Source organism: Comamonas sp. E6 (assembly GCF_001010305.1).
In the GTDB taxonomy this organism is placed as follows: Bacteria; Pseudomonadota; Gammaproteobacteria; order Burkholderiales; family Burkholderiaceae_C; genus Comamonas; species Comamonas thiooxydans.
The window spans coordinates 137553-160051 of sequence record NZ_BBXH01000005.1; the positions used below are offsets into that span (position 1 = coordinate 137553).

Genomic DNA, 22499 nt, shown 5'->3' on the forward strand with positions numbered 1-22499 from the left:
GCCATCCGACAGGAGAACCATCATGGTCAGTGCCGTACTTCACGCGCCGCTCGAACTCGATCCACCGCACGATCCGCAACTGGCAGCCCAGGCGGCCAATGATGCGCTGCTCGAAACCTCAAAAGAGATAGCTGCTGGCGCAGAACTTGTAAAGGCTGAAGTGCAAAAAGATATCAAACCCAAAGCGATAGTCACGGCTCCGGTTGCGGTGGCACCCAGCCGCTTGCGCCAATGGGCTGAACAGCTATTTGCTCAGGTCCTGCCGCCGCTGCTGGGGCTGGCGCTGCTGGTCGGGCTGTGGTCGCTGGTATCGAGCAGCACCGGCAAGAGCATTCCGACTCCGGCCGAGACCTGGGAGCAGGCCCTGCAGGTGTTCAGTGATCCCTTCTACCGCAACGGGCCCAACGACCAGGGCGTGGGCTGGAATGTGCTGTCCTCGCTGCAGCGTGTGGCCCTGGGCTTCGGTCTGGCGGCACTGGTCGGCATCCCTTTGGGCTTTGTGATCGGGCGCTTCGGCTTTCTGTCGCGCATGTTCAATCCCTTGATCAGTCTGCTGCGCCCGGTCTCGCCGCTGGCCTGGCTGCCGATCGGCCTGCTGGTGTTCAAGGGCGCCAATCCGGCAGCCATCTGGACCATCTTCATCTGCTCGATCTGGCCCATGGTCATCAATACCGCCGTGGGCGTGCAGCGTGTGCCCCAGGACTATATGAATGTGGCGCGCGTGCTCAATCTGTCGGAGTGGAAGATCGTCACCACCATTCTGTTTCCAGCCGTGCTTCCCTATATGTTGACGGGCGTGCGCCTGGCCGTGGGCACGGCCTGGCTGGTGATCGTGGCCGCCGAGATGCTGACGGGCGGAGTAGGCATAGGTTTCTGGGTCTGGGACGAGTGGAACAACCTCAACGTCAAGAACATCATCATCGCCATCTTCGTGATCGGCATCGTGGGCCTGGTGCTGGAGTGGGCCCTAGTCAAGCTGGCTTCGGCCTTTACGTTTGAAGAGGTCAAGACTTAACCCACCCCTGAGCCGCGCCTTCGGGCGCGTCACCCCCTCAAGGGGGGCACCACCGGTGGCCCGGCAAAGCCGGCGCCACGGTGGCCTCGGAAAAAAGCAAGGAGTACCTCATGCATACATCTCTCAGCACCAAGTACATCGAGATCCACGGGGTGGAGCAGACCTTCAAGACCGCCAAGGGCCTGTTTCCCGCGCTGCGTAACATCAATCTGAACATTGCCAAGGGCGAGTTCGTCAGTCTCATCGGGCATTCGGGCTGCGGCAAGTCGACGCTGCTCAATCTGATTGCCGGCCTGACCATTCCCACCGGCGGTGCACTCCTGTGCGCCAACAAGGAAATCAAAGGCCCTGGCCCCGAGCGTGCGGTGGTCTTTCAGAACCATTCGCTGCTGCCCTGGCTGAGCTGCTGGGGCAATGTGCACCTGGCCGTGGAGCGTGTCTTCGGCAAGCGCGAAAGCAAGGCACAGCTGGCGCAGCGCACCGATGCGGCGCTGGCCATGGTGGGCCTCAGCCATGCGGCGCAAAAGCGCCCCGGCGAAATCTCGGGCGGCATGAAGCAGCGCGTGGGCATTGCGCGTGCCCTGTCCATGGAGCCCCAGGTGCTGCTCATGGACGAGCCCTTCGGTGCCCTCGACGCCCTGACGCGTGCCAAGCTGCAGGACGAGTTGCTGGAGATCGTGGCACGCACCCAGAGCACGGTGGTCATGGTCACGCATGATGTGGACGAGGCCGTACTGCTGTCCGACAAGATCGTGATGATGACCAACGGTCCCGCTGCCACGATTGGCGAGGTGCTGCATGTGGCACTGCCACGCCCGCGCAGCCGGGTGGAGCTGGCCGAGGATGCCCAGTATCAAAGCTACCGCAAGGCGGTGATCGACTTCCTCTACACGCGCCAGGGCCACGTGGAGAAGGCGGCCTAAGTCCTGGCCTCGATGTCTGCTGCATGGCGCCTTGGGGCACCATGTTTGTTTGGTGCACAGCAAAGCGGCAAACAGGCACAAAGATGGTGCATCTCTTTCTTGCCTGCCGCATTCCGCGAGACGACAGAGCTGGCACGGCAATTGCATGTTCTCAATCGTGGCCAAGGTCGGCCACAGGGGGATGGTGCAAGGCTGGACCACAACCCAAAAGACAAAGACGTCTACATGCTCATGCAAGTCATGAAGCATGCAGACGTCTTTTTTGTTGCCGGGCCGTTTCAGGACACAAGCGCCTTTTTGGAGGTGCTGCTGCCAAATGCAGCGGTTCTGCGCGGAAGGCCTTTTTCGCAAGCCCACGGGGACTCAGATGAAAAAATCCAAACTGGTCATGATTGGTAACGGAATGGCGGGCGTGCGCGCGCTGGAAGAGCTGCTGGCCATTGCCCCCGATCTGTACGACATCACGGTCTTCGGCGCCGAGCCGCATCCCAACTACAACCGCATTCTGCTGTCGCCCGTGCTCGCCGGCGAGCAGACGCTCGGCGATATCGTGCTCAACGACTGGTCCTGGTACCAGGACCACCATATCCTGCTGCACGCCGGCTATACCGTGACGGCCGTGGACCGAGCCCGGCGCATGGTACATGCGGTCAATGCCCTGGGTGAGACCGCCAGCGCCGAGTACGACCGCCTGATCATGGCGACAGGCTCCAAGCCCTTCATCCTGCCCATTCCCGGCAAGGACCTGGAGGGCGTGCTGGCCTACCGCGACATCGCCGATACCGAGGCCATGATCGAGGCGGCCAAGACGCTCAAGCATGCGGTGGTGATCGGCGGTGGCCTGCTAGGACTGGAAGCGGCCAACGGCCTCATGAAGCGCGGCATGCAGGTCACCGTGGTGCATGTCGGCGACTGGCTGATGGAGCGCCAGCTCGACGATCAGGCGGGCCGCATGCTGCAGAAATCGCTGGCCGAGCGCGGCATGCAGTTCTGCATGCAGGCGCAGACCCAGGAGCTGCTGGGTGATGCAGACGGCCGCGTGCGTGCCGTGCGTTTCAAGGACGGCAGCGAGATCCCGGCCGAACTGGTGGTGATGGCCGTGGGCATTCGCCCCAGCACCGAACTGGCCGAGTCCATGCATCTGCATGTGAACCGCGGCATCGTGGTCAGCGATACGCTGCAGACCGTGACCGATCCTCGCATCTATGCCGTGGGCGAATGCGCGGCACACCGAGGCATTGCCTACGGGCTGGTGGCGCCCTTGTTCGAGCAGGGCAAGGTGCTGGCCAACCATCTGGCGGAGTTCGGTATCGGCCGCTACCTGGGTTCGCTGACCTCGACCAAGCTCAAGGTCACGGGCATCGATCTGTTCTCTGCAGGCGACTTCCAGGGCGGCGGCGATACCGAGGAAATTCTCATGAGCGACCCCTATGCGGGGGTCTACAAAAAGCTGGTCATCAAGGACGACAAGCTGGTCGGTGCCTGCCTGTACGGCGACACGGTGGACGGCAGCTGGTACTTCAAGCTGCTGCGCGAGGGCCGCAGCGTGGCCGATATCCGCGACAAGCTGATGTTTGGCGAATCCAATCTCGGCGACACCGGCCACCAGGGGCAGAGCAAAGCTGCGGCCATGGCCGACGGCGACGAGGTCTGCGGCTGCAACGGCGTGACCAAGGGCGCGATCTGCAAGGCCATCAAGGACAAGGGCCTGTTCACGCTCGACGATGTGCGAAAGCACACCAAGGCCAGTGCCAGTTGCGGCTCCTGCACGGGACTGGTGGAGCAGATCATCATGTTCACGGCCGGCGGCGACTACTCGGCGGCCCCCAAGACCAAGGCCATGTGCGGCTGCACCGACCACGGGCACCAGGCCGTGCGCGACGCGATCGCTGAGCACAAGCTGCTGAGCACCGATGCGGTGTTCCGCTTCATGGAGTGGCGCACGCCCAATGGCTGTGCCTCCTGCCGCCCGGCCGTCAACTACTATCTTGTAAGCACCTGGCCCAAGGAAGCCAGGGACGACCCGCAAAGCCGCTTCATCAACGAACGCAGCCACGCCAACATCCAGAAAGATGGAACCTACAGCGTGATTCCGCGCATGTGGGGCGGCGAGACCACGGCCTCCGAGCTGCGCCGCATTGCCGATGTGGTGGACAAATACCAGATCCCTACCGTGAAGGTCACGGGCGGTCAGCGCATCGATCTGCTGGGCGTGAAGAAGGAGGATCTGCAGGCCGTCTGGAACGATATAGGCATGCCCTGCGGCCATGCCTATGCCAAGGCGCTGCGCACGGTCAAGACCTGCGTGGGCAGCGAATGGTGCCGCATGGGCACGCAGGACAGCACCCAGATGGGCAAGGACCTGGAGCGCGCCATGTGGCGCATGTACGCCCCGCACAAGGTGAAGTTCGCCGTCAGCGGCTGCCCGCGCAACTGCGCGGAGTCCGGCATCAAGGATGTGGGAATCATCGGTGTGGACTCTGGCTGGGAGATGTATGTGGGCGGCAACGGCGGCATCAAGACCGAGGTGGCGCATTTCTTCACCAAGCTCAAGACCGCCGAAGAGGTGATGGAGTACACGGGCGCCTTCATGCAGCTGTACCGGCTGGAAGGCTGGTATCTGGAGCGCACGGTGCACTACATCAATCGCGTGGGTCTGGACTATGTCAAGCGCCGCATCCTTGACGATGCCGAGGGCCGCAGGGCGCTGTGGGAGCAGCTGCAGTTTGCACTGGACGGCGAGCCCGATCCCTGGTTCGAAACCGACAAGGCGTCCGTGGATACGCGCCAGTTTCAGGCTCTGCCTGCTGATGTGTCAGTTGTTGCCTGAAACCGAGAACCTCTTTCAATTTTTCAGCAATTTACGAACCTGGCGCGGCATAGCCAAGGGACGGCGAGCAAGGGCCGCCCCGTAGTGAGGCCGTCGTCCCCCTCCCGCGAAGCGAGAGAGGGGGAAGCCGCAAAGCGGCTCAGGGGGAGCTTAGGAGATGTAAATGAGCGAATGGATTTCTATCTGCACGATGGACGACATCCCCGTGCTGGGGGCCCGCCGCGTGGCGCGGGCCAAAGGTCTGGATGTGGCAGTGTTCCGCAATGCCGACGACGAGGTTTTTGCGCTGCTGGACCGCTGCCCGCACAAGGGCGGCCCGCTGTCGCAAGGCATTGTGTTCGGTCGCAGCGTGGCCTGCCCGCTGCACAACTGGACGATTGCGCTCAGCAGCGGCGAGGCGGCGGCGCCCGACGAGGGCTGCACGCCTTATTTCAGCGTGCGCGTGGAGAACGGCGAGGTGCAGCTGCGCGCCGACGAACTGGCCAGCCGCGCCCTGGAGCAGACCCGCCCGCATGCCGGTCCCGCACATTGCGCAGCCAGGTCCGGCTGTGCTGCGGCCTAGCGTCTGATAGTTATGAATCGAGTAGCAGCATGCGCTTGATAGCCGGGCGCTGCGGCGCAATTTCACTGAAAGTCTGCCATGCGTGAGACCCGATCCACCTGTCCCTATTGCGGCGTCGGCTGCGGACTCGCCTTCGGCGGTCCGCGTAGGAGTGAACATGAACGCCGCCGCCTCTCTCTGGTGACGCCATGAAAGAAACCAAGTCCACATGTCCCTATTGCGGTGTCGGCTGCGGCGTGGTCATCGAGTCCGATGGCCTGCAGATTACCGGCGTGCGCGGCGACCCCGAGCATCCTGCCAACTTGGGCCGTCTGTGCACCAAGGGCAGCACCCTGCATCTGACGGCCGCGCCCGCCTATGCCCAGCAGGCCCGTCTGCTGCAGCCCATGCGCAGGCTGCAGCGGACATCCGCGCCGCAGGTCGCGAGCTGGGATCAGGCCCTGGATGAACTGGCGGCGCGTATCGCCGGCATTCGCGCCGAACATGGGCCAGATGCACTGGGTTTCTATCTCAGTGGCCAGTTGCTGACCGAGGACTACTACGTCTTCAACAAACTGGTCAAAGGCCTGCTGGGCACCAACAATCTCGACACCAATTCGCGCCTGTGCATGAGCAGCGCCGTGGCCGGCTATAAGGCCACATTGGGCGCCGATGCACCGCCGGCCTGCTATGAGGACATAGATCTGGCCGGCTGCCTGTTCATCACGGGCAGTAATATGGCCTGGGCGCATCCCATTCTGTTCCGGCGTGTGGAGGAGGCCAGGGCGCGCAATCCGCAGCTCAGGATCATCGTGGCCGATCCGCGCCGTACCGAGACCGCCGAACTGGCCGATCTTTATCTGCCGTTGCAGCCGGGCAGCGATGTGATGCTGTTTCACGGTCTGCTGCACATCATGTTGTGGGAGGGCTGGACGGACAGCGCCTTCATCGCGCAGCACACCAGCGGCTTTGCGCAGCTCAAGGAACTGGTGCGTGAAGCCACGCCAGAGAAGGTCGCCGCCGTCTGCGGCCTGCCCGTGGCGGACCTGTACCGGGCGGCGCGCTGGATGGCGCTGGGCGGTGCCGAGGAGCCGACGGACGTGCGTCGTCCCACGCTCAGTCTGTACTGCCAGGGTCTGAACCAAAGCCGCAGCGGCACGGCCAACAACGCCGCGCTGATCAATCTGCATCTGGCAACGGGTCAGATCGGCAGGTCTGGCGCCGGGCCACTGTCGCTGACGGGTCAGCCCAATGCCATGGGCGGGCGCGAGGTGGGCGGGCTGTCCAATCTGCTGAGCGCGCATCGTGATCTTTCCAACGCCGCGCACAGGGCCGAAGTGGCGCGGCTATGGGGTGTGGAGTCGATTCCGCAGCGGCCAGGAAAGTCTGCGCTGGAGATGTTCGAGGCTGCTGCCGACGGGCAGATCAAGGCCTTGTGGATTGCCTGCACCAATCCCGCGCAGAGCATGCCCGAACAGGCCATGGTGCGCAGGGCGCTGGAGCGCGCCGAGCTGGTGGTGGTGCAGGAGGCTTTTGCAGCGACCGAGACCACGGCCTATGCCGACTGGCTGCTGCCGGCCTCCACCTGGGGCGAGAAGCTGGGCACGGTCACGAACAGCGAGCGGCGCATCTCGCGGGTGCGCGCTGCCGTGGTCGCGCCGGGGGCGGCACGCCATGACTGGCAGATAGGCGTGGAGCTGGCGTGGCGCCTGGAGCAGCATCTGCGGCCCTCGCTGCCAACCCTGTTTCCCTATGACACTGCGAATGCCGACGCGGGTGCCGAAGCCATCTGGAACGAGCATCGCGAGTCCACACGCGGGCGCGATCTGGATATCACGGGTCTGAGCTGGCCGTTGCTGGAGGTCAAGGGACCCCAGCAATGGCCCATGCCCCAAGGCGCCAGCCAGGGCCGTCAGCGTCTGTATGGCGACGCAGTCTTTGCAACCGATAACGGGCGCGCACGCTTTGATGCCCAGCCCTGGCAGGCGCCGGCCGTGCCGCGCGATGCGCGACATCCGTTCAGCCTCAACACCGGCCGCCTGCGCGATCAATGGCATGGCATGACGCGCACAGGCCAGCTGGGGCGCCTGTTTGCCCATGTCAGCGAACCGCAGCTGCAGGTCGGCCCTCAGGACATGCAGCGCCTGCAGCTGCAGGATGGCGATCTGGTCCATGTCTCCAACCGCTATGGCGCCATCGTGCTGCCCGTGCAGGCAGATCCGGGGCTGCAGCCCGCACAGCTCTATCTGCCCATGCACTGGGGCAGCATGTACCTGAGCGGCATGGGCTCCAAGGGGCAGCGGCTTGCGGGCGTCAACGCCCTGACCACGCCCGAGCGCTGCCCGCGCTCCAAGCAGCCCGAGCTCAAGCATGTGGCCGTCAAGCTGCTCAAGGCCGAGCTGCCCTGGACTTGTCTGGGCATGGCATGGCTGGATGAACAGCAGGTGCAGTCGGTTCGCCAGGCTTTGACCGAATTGATGGCCGAGTTCGACTTCGCCAGCTGCGTGCTGTTCGGGCGCGCCGTGCCGCTGGAAAAAGCGGATCAGGGCCGCACCGGCGTGCAGTTCCGCGCGGCGGCCTATGCGCAGCCCAGCGCCGAGGTGCTGGCGCGGCTGCATGGTCTGCTGCAGCTCGATGGCCCGCAGGCCATGCGCTATGCCGACGCGCGTCGCCAATGCAGCCGGGCCATGGCGATAGGCCGGCAGACCGAGGAGCCCAGGCTCGATGCCTTTTTGCTCTGTGGTGACGCCAGCGCCGGCCGCTGGCTGGGGCCGGTACTGCGCGACGAACAATCGGTGCAAAGCTATGGGCGCCTGCTGCTGTCCTCGGGTGCCAGGCCACCAGCGGCCATGCCGGCCCGGTCGCCGCAGATCTGTGCCTGCATGAATGTGGATGAGGCCAGCATCAGCTCGGCGCTGGCCATCTGCGAGGGCTCCGCCGACGAGCGGCTCGCGCAGCTCAAGTCTTCTCTGGGTTGCGGCACGCGCTGCGGCTCCTGTATTCCCAAAATCAAACAACTGGTACATGCGACGTCTGCACCGCAGTCGGCAGCCCTGCCGGTTGCCTCCTAGATTTTGATGTCCGGCAATGCATATGAAAGGCCAGCCATGACAAACAGCCATGCCACTTCCCTGCCGCCCGTGGGCCGCTGCTATCTGGTCGGTGCCGGCCCCGGTGATCCGGAGCTGCTCACGCTCAAGGCGCTGAGACTGATCCAGTCCGCCACGCTGCTGCTGGCGGACGACCTGGTGTCTGCCGACATCGTGAAGCTTGCCAGCGCAAGCGCCCGCGTCGTCCATGTGGGCAAGCGCGGCGGGCGCGAAAGCACCTCGCAGGAGTTCATCGAAAAGCTCATGATCATGGCGGCCCGCCAGGGCGAGCTGGTGGTGCGCCTCAAGGGCGGCGATCCCTTCATCTTTGGCCGTGGTGGTGAGGAGGTCGAGCATCTGCGCCGGGCCGGAATCGCCGTGGAAGTGGTCAACGGGATCACCGCAGGGCTGGCCGCTGCCACCAGCCTCGGCGTTGCGCTGACCCATCGTGACCATGCCCATGGCGTGGTGTTCATCACCGGTCACGCCAAGCCAGGCAGTGCCGGCCATGACTGGCAGTTGCTGGCCGGCACGGCACGGATGCTGGGGCTGACGCTGGTGATCTACATGGGCGTTGCCACTGCCGCCCTCATCCAGCAGCAGCTGCTGGCCGGCGGACTGCCGGCATCTACTCCGGTGGCCCTGGTCCAGAACGCCAGCCTGCCCGCACAGCAACAGATACTGACCGATCTGGGGCAGATGACGCAGGCGCTGGCTGCCAGCGGATTGGGCAGTCCCTGCGTGTTCGTGGTGGGCGAGGTTGTCAGGCTGGCCGCGTCGTCCGCCGAGGGCCTGGGCGGGCTGCTGGAGCAGGCGCAGCTGCGCCGGGCCGTGGGCGCATGAGGCCGATTGCTGACAGCTGTCTCCCTTTTGTCTGAGTGCCGAGCCCGCATGACTAGAATTTGTCCGGTAACCCCTGAACATTTGTCACACCCGGCCTCGTCAGTCTGCAGGGGGATAGTGGCGGCCGACACCTATGAGTCATGCGATGAGCACTGCATATCCTGATACCCAGCTTTTGATCGACGGTCAGTGGCAGGACGCTGCCAGCGGCAAGAAAATTGATGTGCGCAACCCGGCAAGCGGCGAAGTGATTGGCCGCGTGGCCCATGCGGATATCGCCGATCTGGACCGCGCCCTGGCGGCGGCAGACAAGGGCTTTCAGGTCTGGCGCAAGGTATCTGCCCACGAACGCGGCGCCATCATGCGCCGTGCCGCGGCCCTGCTGAAGGAGCGTGCCGACGAGATCGCCGCGCTGCTGACGCAGGAGCAGGGCAAGCCGCTGGCTGAGGCCAAGGTGGAAATCATTGCCGGCGCCGGCATCATCGAATGGTTTGCCGACGAGGCTCTGCGTGTCTATGGCCGCATCGTGCCTTCGCGTCGCCCCGAGCAGCAGCAGCTGGTGATCAAGGAGCCCGTGGGGCCCGTGGCTGCCTTCACGCCCTGGAACTTCCCCGTCAACCAGATCGTGCGCAAGATCGGCGCGGCCCTGGCTTCGGGCTGCTCCTTCCTGGTCAAGGCGCCCGAGGAAACCCCGGCCTCGCCCGCAGCCCTGCTCAAGTGCTTCGTCGATGCCGGCATTCCTGCCGGTGTCGTGGGCCTGGTCTATGGAAACCCCGCACAGATTTCCGAATATCTGATTGCCCACCCCGTAATCCGCAAGGTGACCTTCACGGGCTCCACGGCCGTGGGCAAGCAGCTGGCGGCGCTGGCCGGCCAGCACATGAAGCGCTCCACCATGGAGCTCGGCGGCCATGCCCCCGTGATCGTGGCCGAGGATGCCGATGTGCAACTGGCCGTCAAGGCCGCGGGTGCGGCCAAGTTCCGCAACGCGGGCCAGGTCTGCATCTCGCCCACGCGCTTTCTGGTGCACAACAGCGCGCGCGAGGAGTTCACGCGTGCCATGGTGGCCCATGCCGAGGCATTGAAGGTCGGCAACGGCCTGGAGCAGGGCACGCAGATGGGCCCGCTGGCCAATCCGCGCCGCGTGACGGCGCTGACCCAGCTGATCCAGAACGCCGAGCAAAGCGGTGCCAAGCTGATGACGGGCGGCGCATCCTTTGGCTCTGCCGGCAACTTCTTTGCGCCCACGGTGCTGGCCGACGTGCCTTTGACGGCCGATATCTTCAACCAGGAGCCCTTCGGCCCCGTGGCGGCGATTCGCGGCTTCGACAGGATCGAAGACGCCATTCAGGAGGCCAATCGCCTGTCCTATGGCCTGGCGGCCTATGCCTTCACGCGCTCGCTCAAAACGACCCACCAGCTGTCGCAGGATGTGGAAGCCGGCATGCTGTGGATCAACCAGCCGGCACTGCCGTCTGCCGAGCTGCCCTTTGGCGGCATCAAGGATTCGGGCTATGGCTCCGAAGGCGGCCCGGAGGCGCTGGAGGCCTACCTGGTGGCCAAGGCCGTGGCGATCAGCTGCGTTTGAATCTGCAAGGCATCTGATGCAAGGCCACCCTCGGGTGGCCTTTTTTCATGGGAGGTGTATGCCGTGGGGCTTATGGAGACTGTTAGTCGATCGTTATTCCATAAATGAATAGCGGTGGCTAGAATCGACGGTTTTTTACATTCGACAACAAATTCCAGCCCGCGCCATGCCATTGCACTCCACGGTTTCCCAGATCCATCCTCCAAGTTTTGTTCTTCGCCGCAGCTGGTTGTGGGGCGCGCTGGCCATCGTGCCCATGGGCACGGCCTGGGCCCAGGTGGCAGCTGCGGGCGCAGCCGAAGCCGCCAGCCAGACTTTCACGCTGGGGACGGTGGAAGTCAGCGCGCGGCGCGAGGCCGAGGAGCTCGGGGCCGGCGATATGCAGCGCGTGGGCAGTGCCGAGATGGAGCGCAGCAACGCCAGCACCGTGGCCGATGCCGTGCGCAATCTCCCTGGCGTGAGCCTGTCGCGCAACAACCGCAACGAGGAAATGATCAGCCTGCGCGGCTTCGACTCGCGCCAGGTGCCGATTTTTGTGGATGGCGTGCCGCTGTATGTGCCCTATGACGGCTATGTGGACCTGGGCCGCTTCACCACCTTCGACCTGGCCGAGATCAATGTGGCCAAAGCCGGCGCCTCGCTGCTGTACGGCCCCAATACGCTGGGCGGTGCCGTGAATCTGGTCACGCGCAAACCGGTCAAGCCCTTCGAGGGCGATGTGCGCCTGGGTGTGGGCAGCGGCGGCGAGCGCAGGGCGAGCTTCAACCTGGGCGGTAACCAGGGCAGTTGGTACTACCAGCTGGGTGCCTCCTACCTGGATGCTGACAGCTTTCCTCTGCCCCGGGGCTTCAGGGATTACAAGAAGCAGCCCACCGATACCGGCAGCAAGCGCGAGAGCGCGGACCGCACCGACAAGCGCCTGTCCTTCAAGCTGGGACTCACGCCCAATGCCACGGACGAATACGCCATCGGCTATGTGCGCCAGGAAGGCGAGAAGGGCAATCCCGTCTACACCGGCCAGTCCACGCAGAAGAACGCCGTGCGCTACTGGCGCTGGCCCTACTGGGACAAGGACAGCCTGTATTTCCTGAGCACCACCCGTCTGAACGGCAGCAATGTGCTCAAGACGCGCCTCTACCACGACACCTACAAAAACGGTCTCGACATGTACAAGGACGCCAGCTACACGGCCCACGATCCGACCAGCAGCTACAAGGATGTGAGCAAGGGGGCCAGCGTGGAGTGGGTCAACTACGCCTTCTCCGGCCACGAGCTGCATGCGGCCTTCCACTACAAGCAGGACGAGCACACCGACGCGGCCTCGGGCAAGGACCCGCAGAAGCACTACCGCGATGTGACCACCTCGCTGGTGCTCGAGGATCACATCGCCCTGGCCGAGCGCTGGCGCCTGACGCTGGGCCTGAGTCATGACCAGCGCGACGCCAAGCAGGTCTACCAGTGGCCCACGGGCTCGACCAGCGCCACCAACGGCCTGGCACGCCTGAGCTATGCGCTCACGGCCCAGGGCGACGAGGTCTATCTGATTGCCTCGCACAAGACCCGCTTTGCGACCATCAAGGACCGCTATTCGGCACGCATGGGCACGGCCCTGGCCAACCCCGACCTCAAGCCCGAGGTGGCCAACCATCTGGAGTTGGGCCTGAGCGGCAAGCCCTGGCAGGGCGGCAAGGGCCAGGCGGCGCTGTTCTACAGCCGGGTGCGCGACCAGATCCAGACCATGGTCGTTGACTCCACGGCCTGCGGCGGCAAGACCTGCAACCAGGCGCAGAACGTGGGACGCACGCGCAATGCCGGTTTTGAGGTGTCGCTGGCGCAGCAACTGTCGGCCCAATGGGCTCTGCATGCGGGCTACACCTATCTGAGCCGCACCAATCTCAGCGACCGCAGCATCACGCTGACGGACACGCCGCGTCAGCGTCTGACGGCGGCCCTGCAATGGAATCCGCAGGCCCAGTGGCAGCTGCGCGCCGAGCTGGAGGCAGAACAGGGCCGCAAGGTGCCGCTGTCGGCCAGCGGCCAGGCCCAGGTCTATCAGATGGCCGGCTACGGCGTGGCCAATCTGCGCGCGCGCTATCTGCCGCGTCCGGACACCACGCTGGACTTCGGCGTGGCCAATCTGGGCGACAAGTGGTATCAGCTGGCCGACGGCTTGCCCATGCCGGGGCGCAGCTGGTATGTGAATCTGGGCTACCGGTTCTGACGGTCATGCAAAACCTGCTTCTGACATCGCTGGCAAGGCGTGACTGGCTGCGCGGTCTGGCTGCCCTGGGCATGGGGGCCGGTGGCCCGGCCCTGGCTGCTGGGGCACAACCCGCTTCGGGCACCGGCGTACAGGTGGCGGCCGTGGGCGGACTCGTGCTGTGCGGCGTGTGGCCACGCGTGGCCGAGCAGGCCAGCCACGCCCTGACCATGCCGGTCACCACCGTGGCGGCTGCGCCCAAGGAGGGCTTGGTGCCCGCCTTCGCGCGCGGCGAGGCGCAGATGCTGCTGATCCACGCCAGCGACGAAGCCATGGCACTGGAGGCCAGCGGCATGGCAGGCTCTGCGCGCGTCTGGGGCTGGAACGAGCATGTCATTGCCGGCCCCGCTCATGACCCTGCCGGCGTGCGTTTGGCCGCTGACGGCACGCAGGCGCTGCGGCGCATTGCCGAAACCGGCTCGCCCTTCATCGCGCTGCGCGACCCCGGCAGCTATACCGTGGTGCAGCGTCTGTGGCGGCGCGGCGGCATACGACCCGATGCGCGCTGGCTGCGCGCCGACACCGGCCCGAGATCACAGGCGGTGCTGGAGCTGGCGGCGCGCGAGCAGGCCTATGCCGTGGTCGGCCATATTCCCCTGGCCTTCGGCAAGATGGGCGCCCCTGGCATAGAACTTCTGCTGCATGGCGATCCGCTGATGCGCAGGCCCTATGTGCTGCTCACGCCCGGCCCGCGCCATCCGGCCACGCCGGAGCAGCGCCGGGCGGCGGGCCTGTTGGCCGAGTATCTGCTGTCTGCGGCCGGCCAGCAGGTGCTGGAAGAGGCCAGCGGCGCGGGCGGCCCTTGGGTGTTTGGGCGCGACAGCGTGCCCGCCGGCATGAGCGCCGGTGCCGATGGACAGACTTGAGCGAAGGAGCTGCATGAGCACCGCTATGACGCCGCCGCCGGCGGCATTGATTTACCCCGATGAGCGGCACGATATCGAGGACTTGCTCGAAGGCGTGGCGCGGCGGCTGCAACAGTCGGGCCGGCAGGTGGGCGGGCTGGTGCATCGCCAGAGCCGCTATGCGAATGGCAACAAGTGCATGCGCCTCGTGGATTTGCGCAGCGGCCAGCAGTTCGAGATGACCGAGGACCTGGGCGCGGCCTCGCAGGCCTGCAGCCTCAATCCGCAGGCCCTGGCCCGGGCCAGCGTGGTGCTGCGTCAGGCACTGGCCGATGGCGTGGAGCTGGCCGTCGTCAACTGCTTCGGCCAGCTCGAAGCCGCCGGCGGCGGGTTTGTCCAGGAGATCGCTGCCTTTGTCGAGGCTGGCATTCCCGTGGTCACGGCCGTGGCGGCCCGCCACGAGGCCGGCTGGCAGAGCTTTACCGGCGGCGCCTTCGTGCGCCTGCCGGTCGACGAGCAGGCACTGCTGCACTGGTGCCGGCAGCAGCTGGCACGCGAAGACAGGGAAGACCTTGCATGCTGACGCGGCGCCAGTGGCTGCAGGCCGGAGCTGCGACGCTGGCCTCGGGCCTGTATCAGGGCTGGGCCTGGGCGCAGGATGGCGGCTCGGTCATCGCAGCCCGCTTTGGCTCGCTGCCGGCACGACCGGGTCGCGTTTTCGCTTCGGGTCCGCCGGCCGGCGTGCTGCTGGCCGCGCTGGCGCCGCAGCAACTGCTGGGCTGGCCCATGCAGCTCGGCGATGCGGCGCGGGCCCATCTGGGGTCGCCGCTGCAGGCCTTGCCCTATCTGGGGCGCCTGTCGGGGCGCGGCAGCACGCTGCCGCTTGAAAAGCTGCTGGCGCTGCAACCCGATCTGGTGCTGGACTCCGGGACCTCCGACGCCACCCATGTCTCTGCCATCGAACGTCTGGCGCGCCAGACGGGCCTGGCATGCGTGCTGGTGCAGGGCAGCCTGAGCGACCATGCGCGCCAGCTGCGCGAGGTCGGTAGCTTGCTGGGTGCAGCCGAGCGTGGCGAGACCCTGGCCCGACATGCCGACGAAGCGGCCAGGCTGATGCGCGCCGTGACTGCCGGCCTTGGTGAGCAGGCCCGGCCGCGTGTCTATCTGGGGCGCGGCGCCAACGGCCTGGAAACCGGGCTGGCCGGCTCCATCAATGTCGAGGTGATCGAGTATGCGGGCGGCCGCAATGTGGCGGCCCAGGCCGGCAGGGGCGGACTCACGCGCGTCTCCATGGAGCAGATCCTGGCCTGGGACCCCGAAGTCATACTGACCCAGGAGGCGGGTTTTGCAGAGCGTGTGCGCCAGGACCCCTTGTGGCGCGGCATCAGCGCCGTGCGCAGCGGCAGAGTGCACTGTGCGCCCGTGCTGCCTTTCGGTTGGCTGGACGGCCCGCCCAGCGTGAACCGGCTGATCGGCGTGCGCTGGCTGCTTGAGAAGTTGCATCCTGGCCGGCCCGCGCGGCATGGCGCCAAGCCCCTGGAGCAGGCGGTACGCGAGTTCTATGCACTGTTCTATGGCATCCAGCTGTCGCCGGCGCAGTTGCAAGCACTGCTGCAGGCGGCGCGCTGAATGCATGGGGCTGGCATGAAGTCATTCGATATCAGCGAAGGCGCTCAAAGCCCGAAAGAAGCGGGAAGCTTGGAAAGCGCGGCATCAAGCAATGCCTCCGGGCATAGTCGCCAGCGCAGTCATCTGCGTGTGGGCATGGGCTGGTGGCTGGCCCTGGCCCTGCTGGCTCTGGTGTTGCTCTGGGCGCTGGGTTCGGGCCAGTTTGCGCTGGCACCGGCACAGCTGGCCGAAGCGCTATGGGCACGGGCCACGGGGGCGGCTTCGCCGCTGCCGCCAGCGGCCGAAACCGTGCTCTGGAACATCAGGCTGCCGCGCATCGCAGCCGGCGTGGCGGTCGGCGCGATGCTGGCTGCAGCCGGTGCGGCCTACCAGGGCATGTTTCGCAACCCGCTGGTCTCGCCTGACATCCTGGGCGTTTCGGCCGGTGCCGGCCTGGGTGCCGTCATCGCCATCTATCTGGGCCTGTCGATGTTTGCCGTGCAATGGCTGGCCTTTGGCGGCGGACTGGTCGCAGTGACCGTCGTGGTGGCTATCAGCGCCTGCGTGCGCAGGCACGATCCGGTGCTAGTGTTGGTACTGGCCGGTATTGCACTGGGCGCCCTGCTGGGGGCCGGCATTGCCCTGATCAAGACCCTGGCCGACCCGAACACCCAGCTGCCGTCCATCACCTTCTGGCTCATGGGCGGCCTGTCGGCCGTGACGCTGCAGGAAGTAGCCGCCACGGCGCCCGTGATGCTGGCGGCCCTGCTGCCTTTGCTGCTGCTGCGCTGGCGCATCAATCTGCTGGCCCTGCCCGATGAGGAGGCACGGGCTCTGGGCGTGCCGGTCGGGCGGCTGCGCCTGGTGCTGGTGGTCTGCGCCACGCTGGGCACGGCGGCGGCCGTGTCGCTGGCCGGCATCATCGGCTGGGTCGGACTGGTGGTGCCGCATGTGGCGCGCCTGCTGGTCGGCCCCGATTTCGTGCGCCTGCTGCCGGCCTCGGCCCTGCTGGGCGCGGGCTTTGTGGTGGCGGCCGATACGCTGGCCCGCAGCATGGCGCGCATCGAGCTGCCGCTGGGCATTCTGACGGCCCTGGTCGGTGCACCGTTTTTTCTCTATCTGCTGGCCCGCACGGGCCGCCGCGAAGGAGATGTCTGATGACGGTGCTGGACTTGCAGGGCCTGAGCACCGGCCATGGCCGCCGCGTGGTCAGCGAAGCGGTGGATCTGTCGATTGACGCGGGCGAGGTGCTGTGTCTGCTCGGCCCCAACGGCTGTGGCAAGACCACGCTGTTTCGCACGGTTCTGGGCCTGCTGCCGCCGCTGGCGGGCCGGGTGCTGGTAGAGGGCCAGTCGGTACAGCACTGGCCGCGCGCGGAGTTCGCGCGCCGCGTCGGCTATGTGCCCCAGGCCCAGACCGGGGTGTTTGCCTTCGAGGCGCTTGACATGGTGCTCATGGGACGCGCCGCGCGCCTGCCCCTGCTGGCCAGGCCGTCCGGAGCGGACCGGGCCATGGCACTGGCCTGCATGGAGCGGCTGCAGATCTCCCATCTGGCCGCACGCCGCTACACCGAGCTCAGTGGCGGCGAGCGGCAACTGGTGCTGATTGCACGCGCGCTGGCGCAGGAGCCGGCGCTGCTGGTCATGGACGAGCCCACGGCCAGCCTGGACTTCGGCAACCAGATCCGCGTGCTGGAACAGATCGAGGCGCTGAGCGCACAGGGCATGGCCATGCTGTTGTCCACCCACCAGCCAGAGCACGGCTTGCGCGTGGCCAGCCGGATCGCTCTGTTGGGCCATGGTCGGCTGCTGGGCGCGGGCGAGCCGCGCGCCGTGGCCACGCCCACAGCGCTGGCTGAGCTCTATGACGTCAGCGAGGCGGCGATTGCCGCCCATCTATCGGGCGGCCGCTGAAGCGCTCAGCGCAACGCGGCGCTGGAGGCAAAGAAGGCAGGATGCTCGCGGATGTCCTGGGCAGCCAGCCGCAGTTGCAGTGCCTGCTCGGGCTGGCGCTGCTGTATGCGCCGGGCCAGGCCTTGCAGCAGCGGCACGGCCCTGGCGGGAGCGCTGGGCAGTTGCTGCAGTCTCTGCAGCGCGCTGCGCACACCGCGCAAGGTGCTTTCGGACAGGAGTACATCCGCCTGCAACTGGTGCAGGATCAGCACGGCCTTGCCCACCCGCAGCGCGGCCAGACCGCAGTCGGCCGCGTCCTGCACGGCGGGGGCGCTGACTTTTTCGGAGGCGCGCACCAGGCGCAGCAGGCGGTGATAGAGGCGGGCGCGCCACACGCGCACGTCTCGGGCGTGCACCGGGGCGCAGGCCATGTCCTGCAGCTCATGAACCATCATGGCGCGCAGGCCATTGAGCCTGCCTTGCGCGGTGACGGGCAGGATGAAGCGATAGGCCGCCCAGCCGGCCAGCGGGCCGGTGACGATGGCAAAGGCCATGGACAGCGAGTGGCCCACATCGAGCTGGTAGGGGAAATGCGGCGACAGCGCCAGCAGGATCACCATATTGCAGTCAAAGCCGTACAGCGTGGTGCGGCGGTGGCTGAGCAGCAGGGCGCCAAGGAAGATGAAGGGCAGCATCATCAGCACCATCTGCAGCTGGCTGTTGGCGAACGGCCAGGCAAACCACTGGCAGACCAGCGCCACGCCCGCGCCCATGGCCTGGCCCAGAATCACAAAGCGCATGGTGAAGGCCGGGTTCTCGAACGAGGAGAACACGGTGATCATCACCGAAAGGCCCAGCAACATATAGGCGCCGCCATGCCAGCCCGTGACCACCCAGATCAGGCCAACCAGAAAAATGGAGCTGAAGGCCCGCAGCATGGCCCGGCGCGCGCCCACCCAGTCGCTGTGCAAGACCACGGGCAACTGGCGTGCGCGATGGTGGGCTGGCAGAGTCAGGTCGCTGGCAGCCACAAAGTGAGCCTGCAGGGCCAGGCCGATATTGCCCAGAATCTCCTCGGCATGACCCCAGCCGGCGGCGGCGCTGCGGGCCGTGGCGATGGCGTCGATGGCGGCCAGCGGTGCGGGCTGGGTTTCGAGCAGCATGGCGGCCTGCTCCAGCGCGGCCGTCATGGCCTGGGCCTGCGCGGGCGTGAATGCCGGGGTGATGGTCTTGCCCGTGCTGTCGCGCAGCCAGAGCAGGGCCGAAATCTGGGTGTTGATCAGGCGGCGCAGCGCCCGCACGGCGCGGCGCGAACGCTGCGAGCCCGCAGCATGCGGATCCAGCCCCTCTTCGATGGCGGCCATCACGGCCAGTCGCTCAGCCAGGTCCCTGGGGCTGAGGGCGCTATGCCCGCTGGCCGTGGCCTGTGCGGCGTCCGCGATGTCGCGCAGCAGGCGGGCGCAGAGTCGCCGTACCCTGCCGTCGCCGGGGATTTCAGCGCCCACGGGCGTGAACAGCCAGCCCACGACGAGGGCGGCAGCCACGCCGGTCAGCGCGGTAAACAAACGATCCCAGCCCAGCGCGTAGACATGGGCGGGGTTGCCGTTGTCCAGCAGGGCCACCATGGAGGCCGAATAGCCAGCCAGCATGGTGCCGTAGGAGGCAAAGCTGCGCTGCAGATTGCCCAGGCCCGCGCATATGCCTATCCACACCGCCAGCCCCGTGACCAGCCAGAGCAGATCGCCATTGGCCACCAGCACCAGCACCACGCCGGCGGCCGTGCCGACCAGCGTGCCCGTGGTACGGAAAAAGCTTTTCTCCAGCAACTGGCCGCGCAGCGGCTGGGAGGCGGCCCAGACCGTCATGCCCGCCCATTGCGGATGTTCCAGCCCCAGGGCCCAGGCAGCGAACACGGCAATACAGGCTGCAAAAGCCGTGCGCAGATGCTGGCGCAGGCGGGCGCTGTCAAAGCCCCATAACGTGGCGCGCTCCAGCAGGCGGTCGTAGGCAGCCACGCTCATGCGCGCTCCTCGGTACCGGGATGGACTTGGGCTGAGCGCTGCTCGTGCATCTGCTCGATGCGGGCGCGAATCTTGTTGACGCCGTCCAGCATGGCTTCGACCTCGGAGTCCTCAAGGTCCTGCAGTAGGCTGAGCTCGGCCTCGAGCATGGTGGCTCGGACATGGTCCACGGCGCCATGGCCTTCGGCAGTGAGAAAGATGCGCTTGCTGCGGCGGTCGGCCACATCGGCTCGGCGCTCCACCCAGCCCTTGCCCTCGAGAATGTCCAGCAGGCGCACCAGGCTGGAGCCATCGAGGCCCACGCGCTCGGCCAGCTCCTTTTGCGTCACGCCGTCGCCCCAGGCGCGCAGATGCAGAAGCGGCGTCCAGGTGGCGTCGGTCAGGCCGCTGGCCGCCAGCTGTTCTTCGACAAAACGCCGCCATTGGCGGGTCAGGGTGACCATGAGAAAGCCCAGGCGGTCGCGGGAGGGAGCATCGGCAAAAGACATGGCCGAATTTTGATGCTTGCTCAATTAATTTGCAATTCAAACTAATTGAGTCTGCATTTATAGCAAGGGTATTCCCTTGTATTCATGCAAAAAAAGAGAGCGACAAGCGCTCTCTTTCAAAGGGTTTCAGACCTGTAGATGTTCTAGTTCTAATCCAGTCAGGCGCAAGCCGCTATCAAAACAGTGTTGGAATCCAGAGGTTCAATGCCAGGCCGGCGACCAGCAACCAGGCAAAAAGAGCCAGGGCCAGAATCAGCGGCCGGGTGCCGGCAGCACGCACGGCGCGGATATGGGTGGTCAGGCCCAGAGCGGCCATGGCCAGGGCCAGCAGCGCGTTGTCGAGTTGAATGCCGACGCTGACCACTTCCTTGGGCAGCACGCCCAGGGAGTTGACGCCGGCCATGGCCACAAAGCCCACGGCAAACCAGGGAATGGTGATCCGGTTGCCGGGCTGGCCATTGTTCACGCCCAGGGTCCGTTCGCTGCGTGTCAGCCACATGGACAGCACCAGCAGGAAGGGAGCCAGCATCATCACGCGCACCATCTTGGCGATCACCGCCGTATCGGCGGCCTGGCTGCCGATGGCTTCGCCGGCGGCCACGACCTGGGCCACCTCATGCACGGTGGAGCCGACGAAAACGCCGTACTGCTGCATGCTGGTGTCTATCCAGCCGTACTCGGCATTCCAGTGGAACAGCGCCGGGTAGAGAAAGGTGCCGATGGTGCCGAACACCACCACTGTGGCCACGGCCACGGCCACGTCCTCGGCACGGCCCTTGACCACGGGTTCGGTGGCCAGCACGGCGGCAGCGCCGCAGATGGAGGCGCCAGCCCCCACCAGCATGGTGGTGCGCTTGTCCATTCCCAGCAGCTTCTGGCCTATCCACTGCGCCAGCAAAAAGGTGCTGGACAGCACCAGCGCATCGATCACCACACCGGCCATGCCGACCTGGCCGATGTCCTGGAAGGTCAGGCGCAGACCGTAGAGCACGATGCCGGTGCGCAGCAGACGGGCCTTGGTGAAGGCGATGCCGCTGGCACACTGGCTGGCGATGGCCGGATAGACGGTGTTGCCGATCAACAGGCCGATGATGATGGCCAGCGTCAGCGCGCTCAGGCCGTTGTTCCTGATGGCCGGAAACTGCGCGGCCCAGGTGGCCACGGCAGCGATGGCGCCCGCCAGCAGCAGGCCGGGAATCATCCCGCCGGTTTTGTGCATCCAGCCTTGCGAGGGTGCGGAGTTTTTCAGTGTTGTAGTGTTCATCGTGACCTTTCGCAGCAGGCAAGACAACAGGTCTGATTGCCGGCATGGAGATCACTTTAGATTTCCTAGTTATATTTGTATAACTAATAGTTTTTGTAAGATCAACCTATAAAACAGGTAGATTGAGCTCTCTGCATCCTGCGATTCGACTCAATCATTGACTGGATGAGCCGGTACCGTAGGGGCCGGGCCGCCCATTTTTTGCTGGTAGGCCAGGGCTCCTGGCGAGCCTGCTGTCATCGATACGAATATACGAATCATCGTCATGCTGCACCTCACCTTGCGTCAGTTCGAGATCTTCTGCGCCGTGGCTCAAAGCGGGACCACGGTGGCTGCCGCAGAGGCCGTGGCGCTTTCGCAGTCGGCCACCAGTGCCGCGCTGCAGCAACTGGAGCAAGGCCTGGGCGTGCAACTGTTCGAGCGCGTGGGCAAGCGCCTGGTGCTCAACGATGCGGGTCGTGCGCTATTGCCTCAGGCCCTTAGCGTGCTGGAGCAGGCAAGAGGCATAGAGCAGACGTTTTCCGCGCGTGCAGCCAATATGCCGGTGCGCCTGCGCGTGGCGGCCAGCACCACCATCGGCACCTATGCGCTGCCCGAAGTGCTGGCGCGGCTGGCACGCTCGCATCCGCTGGTGCGCGTGGACCTGCAGATTGCCAACACCCAGGAAGTGGGCGAAGCCGTGCTGGCCATGGAGGTCGACATGGGCCTGATCGAGGGCAGCAGCCACTGGCAGGGGCTGGAGGTCGAGCCCTGGCTGCGCGACGAACTGGTCATCGTGGCATCGCCGCAGGACCCGCTGGCCGAGCAGGCGCGCAGCAAGCCGCTGGGCGTGGCAGCGCTGCGCAGGGCGGCATGGCTGCTGCGCGAGGCGGGTTCTGGCACGCGCGAGATGGTCGAGCATGCGCTGCTGCCGCATCTGCACCAGTTGCCTGCAAGCGCCACGCTGGGCAGCTCCGAGGCGATTGCACGCTGTGTCGAGCAGGGGCTGGGCATCAGCTGTCTGTCGCGCGTGCTGGTGCAGTCACAGCTGCAGGCTCGTGCGCTGGAGATTCTGCCCACCACCTTGCCGCGCATGTGGCGCAACTTCTCTCTGGTGCAGCGCGCCGGAAAGCGCCGCTCGCCTGCGCTGCAGGCCTTTGTCGATGCCTGCAAGGCCGGCGAGCAGCCGTCGCTCGAGCCGTCCGCAGCCCAAGCTCCAAATATGCTGTAGCGCTTGAATGACAGTCGCAGGTAGCTATGTTTTCTTGACAATGATTTTGCTTGCGGCAGCGGTTTTTGCCCCTATATTGGGT

General features: G+C 65.8%; 19 protein-coding genes. 16 read left to right on the top strand and 3 right to left on the bottom strand.

The genetic code is table 11. The features are described from left to right. Positions 1 to 22 precede the first annotated feature (22 nt). The 15 genes from ntrB (at position 23) to CSE6_RS01735 (ending at position 17455) form a co-directional block, all read left to right on the top strand. Complete coding sequence (gene ntrB, locus CSE6_RS01665) at positions 23 to 1015, top strand: nitrate ABC transporter permease (RefSeq protein WP_059439763.1); 993 nt, start codon at positions 23 to 25, stop codon at positions 1013 to 1015. 110 nt (positions 1016 to 1125) lie between these two features. After that, on the top strand, positions 1126 to 1938 hold the full coding sequence (locus tag CSE6_RS01670; protein ID WP_059439764.1) for an ABC transporter ATP-binding protein: 813 nt from the start codon (positions 1126 to 1128) through the stop codon (positions 1936 to 1938). Between the two features lie 45 nt (positions 1939 to 1983). Next, positions 1984 to 2337, top strand: a complete 354-nt coding sequence (locus CSE6_RS01675) for a hypothetical protein (protein ID WP_152668536.1) — start codon at positions 1984 to 1986, stop codon at positions 2335 to 2337. Then, positions 2306 to 4768, top strand: a complete 2463-nt coding sequence (gene nirB / locus CSE6_RS01680; protein WP_059439873.1) for a nitrite reductase large subunit NirB — start codon at positions 2306 to 2308, stop codon at positions 4766 to 4768. Before CSE6_RS01675 ends, nirB begins: the two co-directional genes overlap by 32 nt. Positions 4769 to 4931: 163 nt before the next feature. Beyond that, entirely contained in the window at positions 4932 to 5330 is a 399-nt protein-coding gene (nirD, locus tag CSE6_RS01685; protein ID WP_012836971.1) for a nitrite reductase small subunit NirD, read from the top strand. Between the two features lie 78 nt (positions 5331 to 5408). Next, a complete protein-coding gene (locus CSE6_RS26775; protein WP_083994667.1) occupies positions 5409 to 5522 on the top strand; it encodes a hypothetical protein in 114 nt (37 codons plus the stop codon). Then, positions 5519 to 8380, top strand: coding sequence for a nitrate reductase (locus tag CSE6_RS01695; RefSeq protein WP_059439765.1), 2862 nt, complete (start codon positions 5519 to 5521; stop codon positions 8378 to 8380). The genes CSE6_RS26775 and CSE6_RS01695 overlap by 4 nt, the downstream gene beginning before the upstream one ends. A 36-nt stretch (positions 8381 to 8416) precedes the next feature. Continuing rightward, positions 8417 to 9241 carry a uroporphyrinogen-III C-methyltransferase gene (cobA, locus tag CSE6_RS01700; RefSeq protein WP_034357289.1) on the top strand — a complete coding sequence of 275 codons (825 nt, stop codon included), beginning with the start codon at positions 8417 to 8419 and terminating at the stop codon, positions 9239 to 9241. Positions 9242 to 9386: 145 nt separating this feature from the next. Then, positions 9387 to 10829 (top strand): NAD-dependent succinate-semialdehyde dehydrogenase, encoded by a 1443-nt coding sequence (locus tag CSE6_RS01705; RefSeq protein WP_059439766.1) that lies wholly within the window; start codon positions 9387 to 9389, stop codon positions 10827 to 10829. 256 nt (positions 10830 to 11085) lie between these two features. Next, positions 11086 to 13050 (top strand): TonB-dependent siderophore receptor, encoded by a 1965-nt coding sequence (locus CSE6_RS01710; protein ID WP_059439874.1) that lies wholly within the window; start codon positions 11086 to 11088, stop codon positions 13048 to 13050. A gap of 5 nt (positions 13051 to 13055) precedes the next feature. Next, entirely contained in the window at positions 13056 to 13955 is a 900-nt protein-coding gene (locus CSE6_RS01715) for a substrate-binding domain-containing protein (protein ID WP_152668537.1), read from the top strand. Between the two features lie 25 nt (positions 13956 to 13980). Further along, entirely contained in the window at positions 13981 to 14517 is a 537-nt protein-coding gene (locus CSE6_RS01720) for a DUF2478 domain-containing protein (protein ID WP_083994669.1), read from the top strand. Next, entirely contained in the window at positions 14511 to 15563 is a 1053-nt protein-coding gene (locus tag CSE6_RS01725) for an iron ABC transporter substrate-binding protein (RefSeq protein ID WP_059439768.1), read from the top strand. The genes CSE6_RS01720 and CSE6_RS01725 overlap by 7 nt, the downstream gene beginning before the upstream one ends. A gap of 135 nt (positions 15564 to 15698) precedes the next feature. Further along, complete coding sequence (locus tag CSE6_RS01730; RefSeq protein ID WP_083994673.1) at positions 15699 to 16700, top strand: iron ABC transporter permease; 1002 nt, start codon at positions 15699 to 15701, stop codon at positions 16698 to 16700. After that, entirely contained in the window at positions 16700 to 17455 is a 756-nt protein-coding gene (locus CSE6_RS01735) for an ABC transporter ATP-binding protein (RefSeq protein WP_059439769.1), read from the top strand. The genes CSE6_RS01730 and CSE6_RS01735 overlap by 1 nt, the downstream gene beginning before the upstream one ends. Before the next feature lie 5 nt (positions 17456 to 17460). Here the strand turns inward: CSE6_RS01735 and CSE6_RS01740 are convergent, their stop codons facing one another. From CSE6_RS01740 to CSE6_RS01750, 3 genes are all read right to left on the bottom strand, one after another. Continuing rightward, the gene (locus CSE6_RS01740; protein ID WP_034381438.1) at positions 17461 to 19455 is read right to left on the bottom strand and encodes an FUSC family protein; all 1995 of its coding nucleotides are present in this window, start codon (positions 19453 to 19455) and stop codon (positions 17461 to 17463) included. Next, entirely contained in the window at positions 19452 to 19943 is a 492-nt protein-coding gene (locus CSE6_RS01745) for a MarR family winged helix-turn-helix transcriptional regulator (protein WP_059439877.1), read from the bottom strand. The genes CSE6_RS01740 and CSE6_RS01745 overlap by 4 nt, the downstream gene beginning before the upstream one ends. Positions 19944 to 20118: 175 nt before the next feature. Next, positions 20119 to 21207, bottom strand: coding sequence for a YeiH family protein (locus tag CSE6_RS01750; RefSeq protein ID WP_034357308.1), 1089 nt, complete (start codon positions 21205 to 21207; stop codon positions 20119 to 20121). Positions 21208 to 21472: 265 nt separating this feature from the next. Between CSE6_RS01750 and CSE6_RS01755 the strand changes: the two genes are divergently transcribed. Then, positions 21473 to 22417 carry a LysR family transcriptional regulator gene (locus CSE6_RS01755; RefSeq protein WP_034390913.1) on the top strand — a complete coding sequence of 315 codons (945 nt, stop codon included), beginning with the start codon at positions 21473 to 21475 and terminating at the stop codon, positions 22415 to 22417. Positions 22418 to 22499: the final 82 nt, after the last annotated feature.

Bases quoted from the DNA above. Each gene is read 5' to 3' on its own strand.
- ntrB (WP_059439763.1), top strand. From the start codon at position 23: ATGGTCAGTGCCGTACTTCACGCGCCGCTCGAACTCGATCCACCGCAC.
- CSE6_RS01670 (WP_059439764.1), top strand. From the start codon at position 1,126: ATGCATACATCTCTCAGCACCAAGTACATCGAGATCCACGGGGTGGAG.
- nirB (WP_059439873.1), top strand. From the start codon at position 2,306: ATGAAAAAATCCAAACTGGTCATGATTGGTAACGGAATGGCGGGCGTG.
- nirD (WP_012836971.1), top strand. From the start codon at position 4,932: ATGAGCGAATGGATTTCTATCTGCACGATGGACGACATCCCCGTGCTG.
- CSE6_RS26775 (WP_083994667.1), top strand. From the start codon at position 5,409: ATGCGTGAGACCCGATCCACCTGTCCCTATTGCGGCGTCGGCTGCGGA.
- CSE6_RS01695 (WP_059439765.1), top strand. From the start codon at position 5,519: ATGAAAGAAACCAAGTCCACATGTCCCTATTGCGGTGTCGGCTGCGGC.
- cobA (WP_034357289.1), top strand. From the start codon at position 8,417: ATGACAAACAGCCATGCCACTTCCCTGCCGCCCGTGGGCCGCTGCTAT.
- CSE6_RS01705 (WP_059439766.1), top strand. From the start codon at position 9,387: ATGAGCACTGCATATCCTGATACCCAGCTTTTGATCGACGGTCAGTGG.
- CSE6_RS01710 (WP_059439874.1), top strand. From the start codon at position 11,086: ATGGGCACGGCCTGGGCCCAGGTGGCAGCTGCGGGCGCAGCCGAAGCC.
- CSE6_RS01715 (WP_152668537.1), top strand. From the start codon at position 13,056: ATGCAAAACCTGCTTCTGACATCGCTGGCAAGGCGTGACTGGCTGCGC.
- CSE6_RS01720 (WP_083994669.1), top strand. From the start codon at position 13,981: ATGACGCCGCCGCCGGCGGCATTGATTTACCCCGATGAGCGGCACGAT.
- CSE6_RS01725 (WP_059439768.1), top strand. From the start codon at position 14,511: ATGCTGACGCGGCGCCAGTGGCTGCAGGCCGGAGCTGCGACGCTGGCC.
- CSE6_RS01730 (WP_083994673.1), top strand. From the start codon at position 15,699: ATGGGCTGGTGGCTGGCCCTGGCCCTGCTGGCTCTGGTGTTGCTCTGG.
- CSE6_RS01735 (WP_059439769.1), top strand. From the start codon at position 16,700: ATGACGGTGCTGGACTTGCAGGGCCTGAGCACCGGCCATGGCCGCCGC.
- CSE6_RS01740 (WP_034381438.1), bottom strand. From the start codon at position 19,455: ATGAGCGTGGCTGCCTACGACCGCCTGCTGGAGCGCGCCACGTTATGG.
- CSE6_RS01745 (WP_059439877.1), bottom strand. From the start codon at position 19,943: ATGTCTTTTGCCGATGCTCCCTCCCGCGACCGCCTGGGCTTTCTCATG.
- CSE6_RS01750 (WP_034357308.1), bottom strand. From the start codon at position 21,207: ATGAACACTACAACACTGAAAAACTCCGCACCCTCGCAAGGCTGGATG.
- CSE6_RS01755 (WP_034390913.1), top strand. From the start codon at position 21,473: ATGCTGCACCTCACCTTGCGTCAGTTCGAGATCTTCTGCGCCGTGGCT.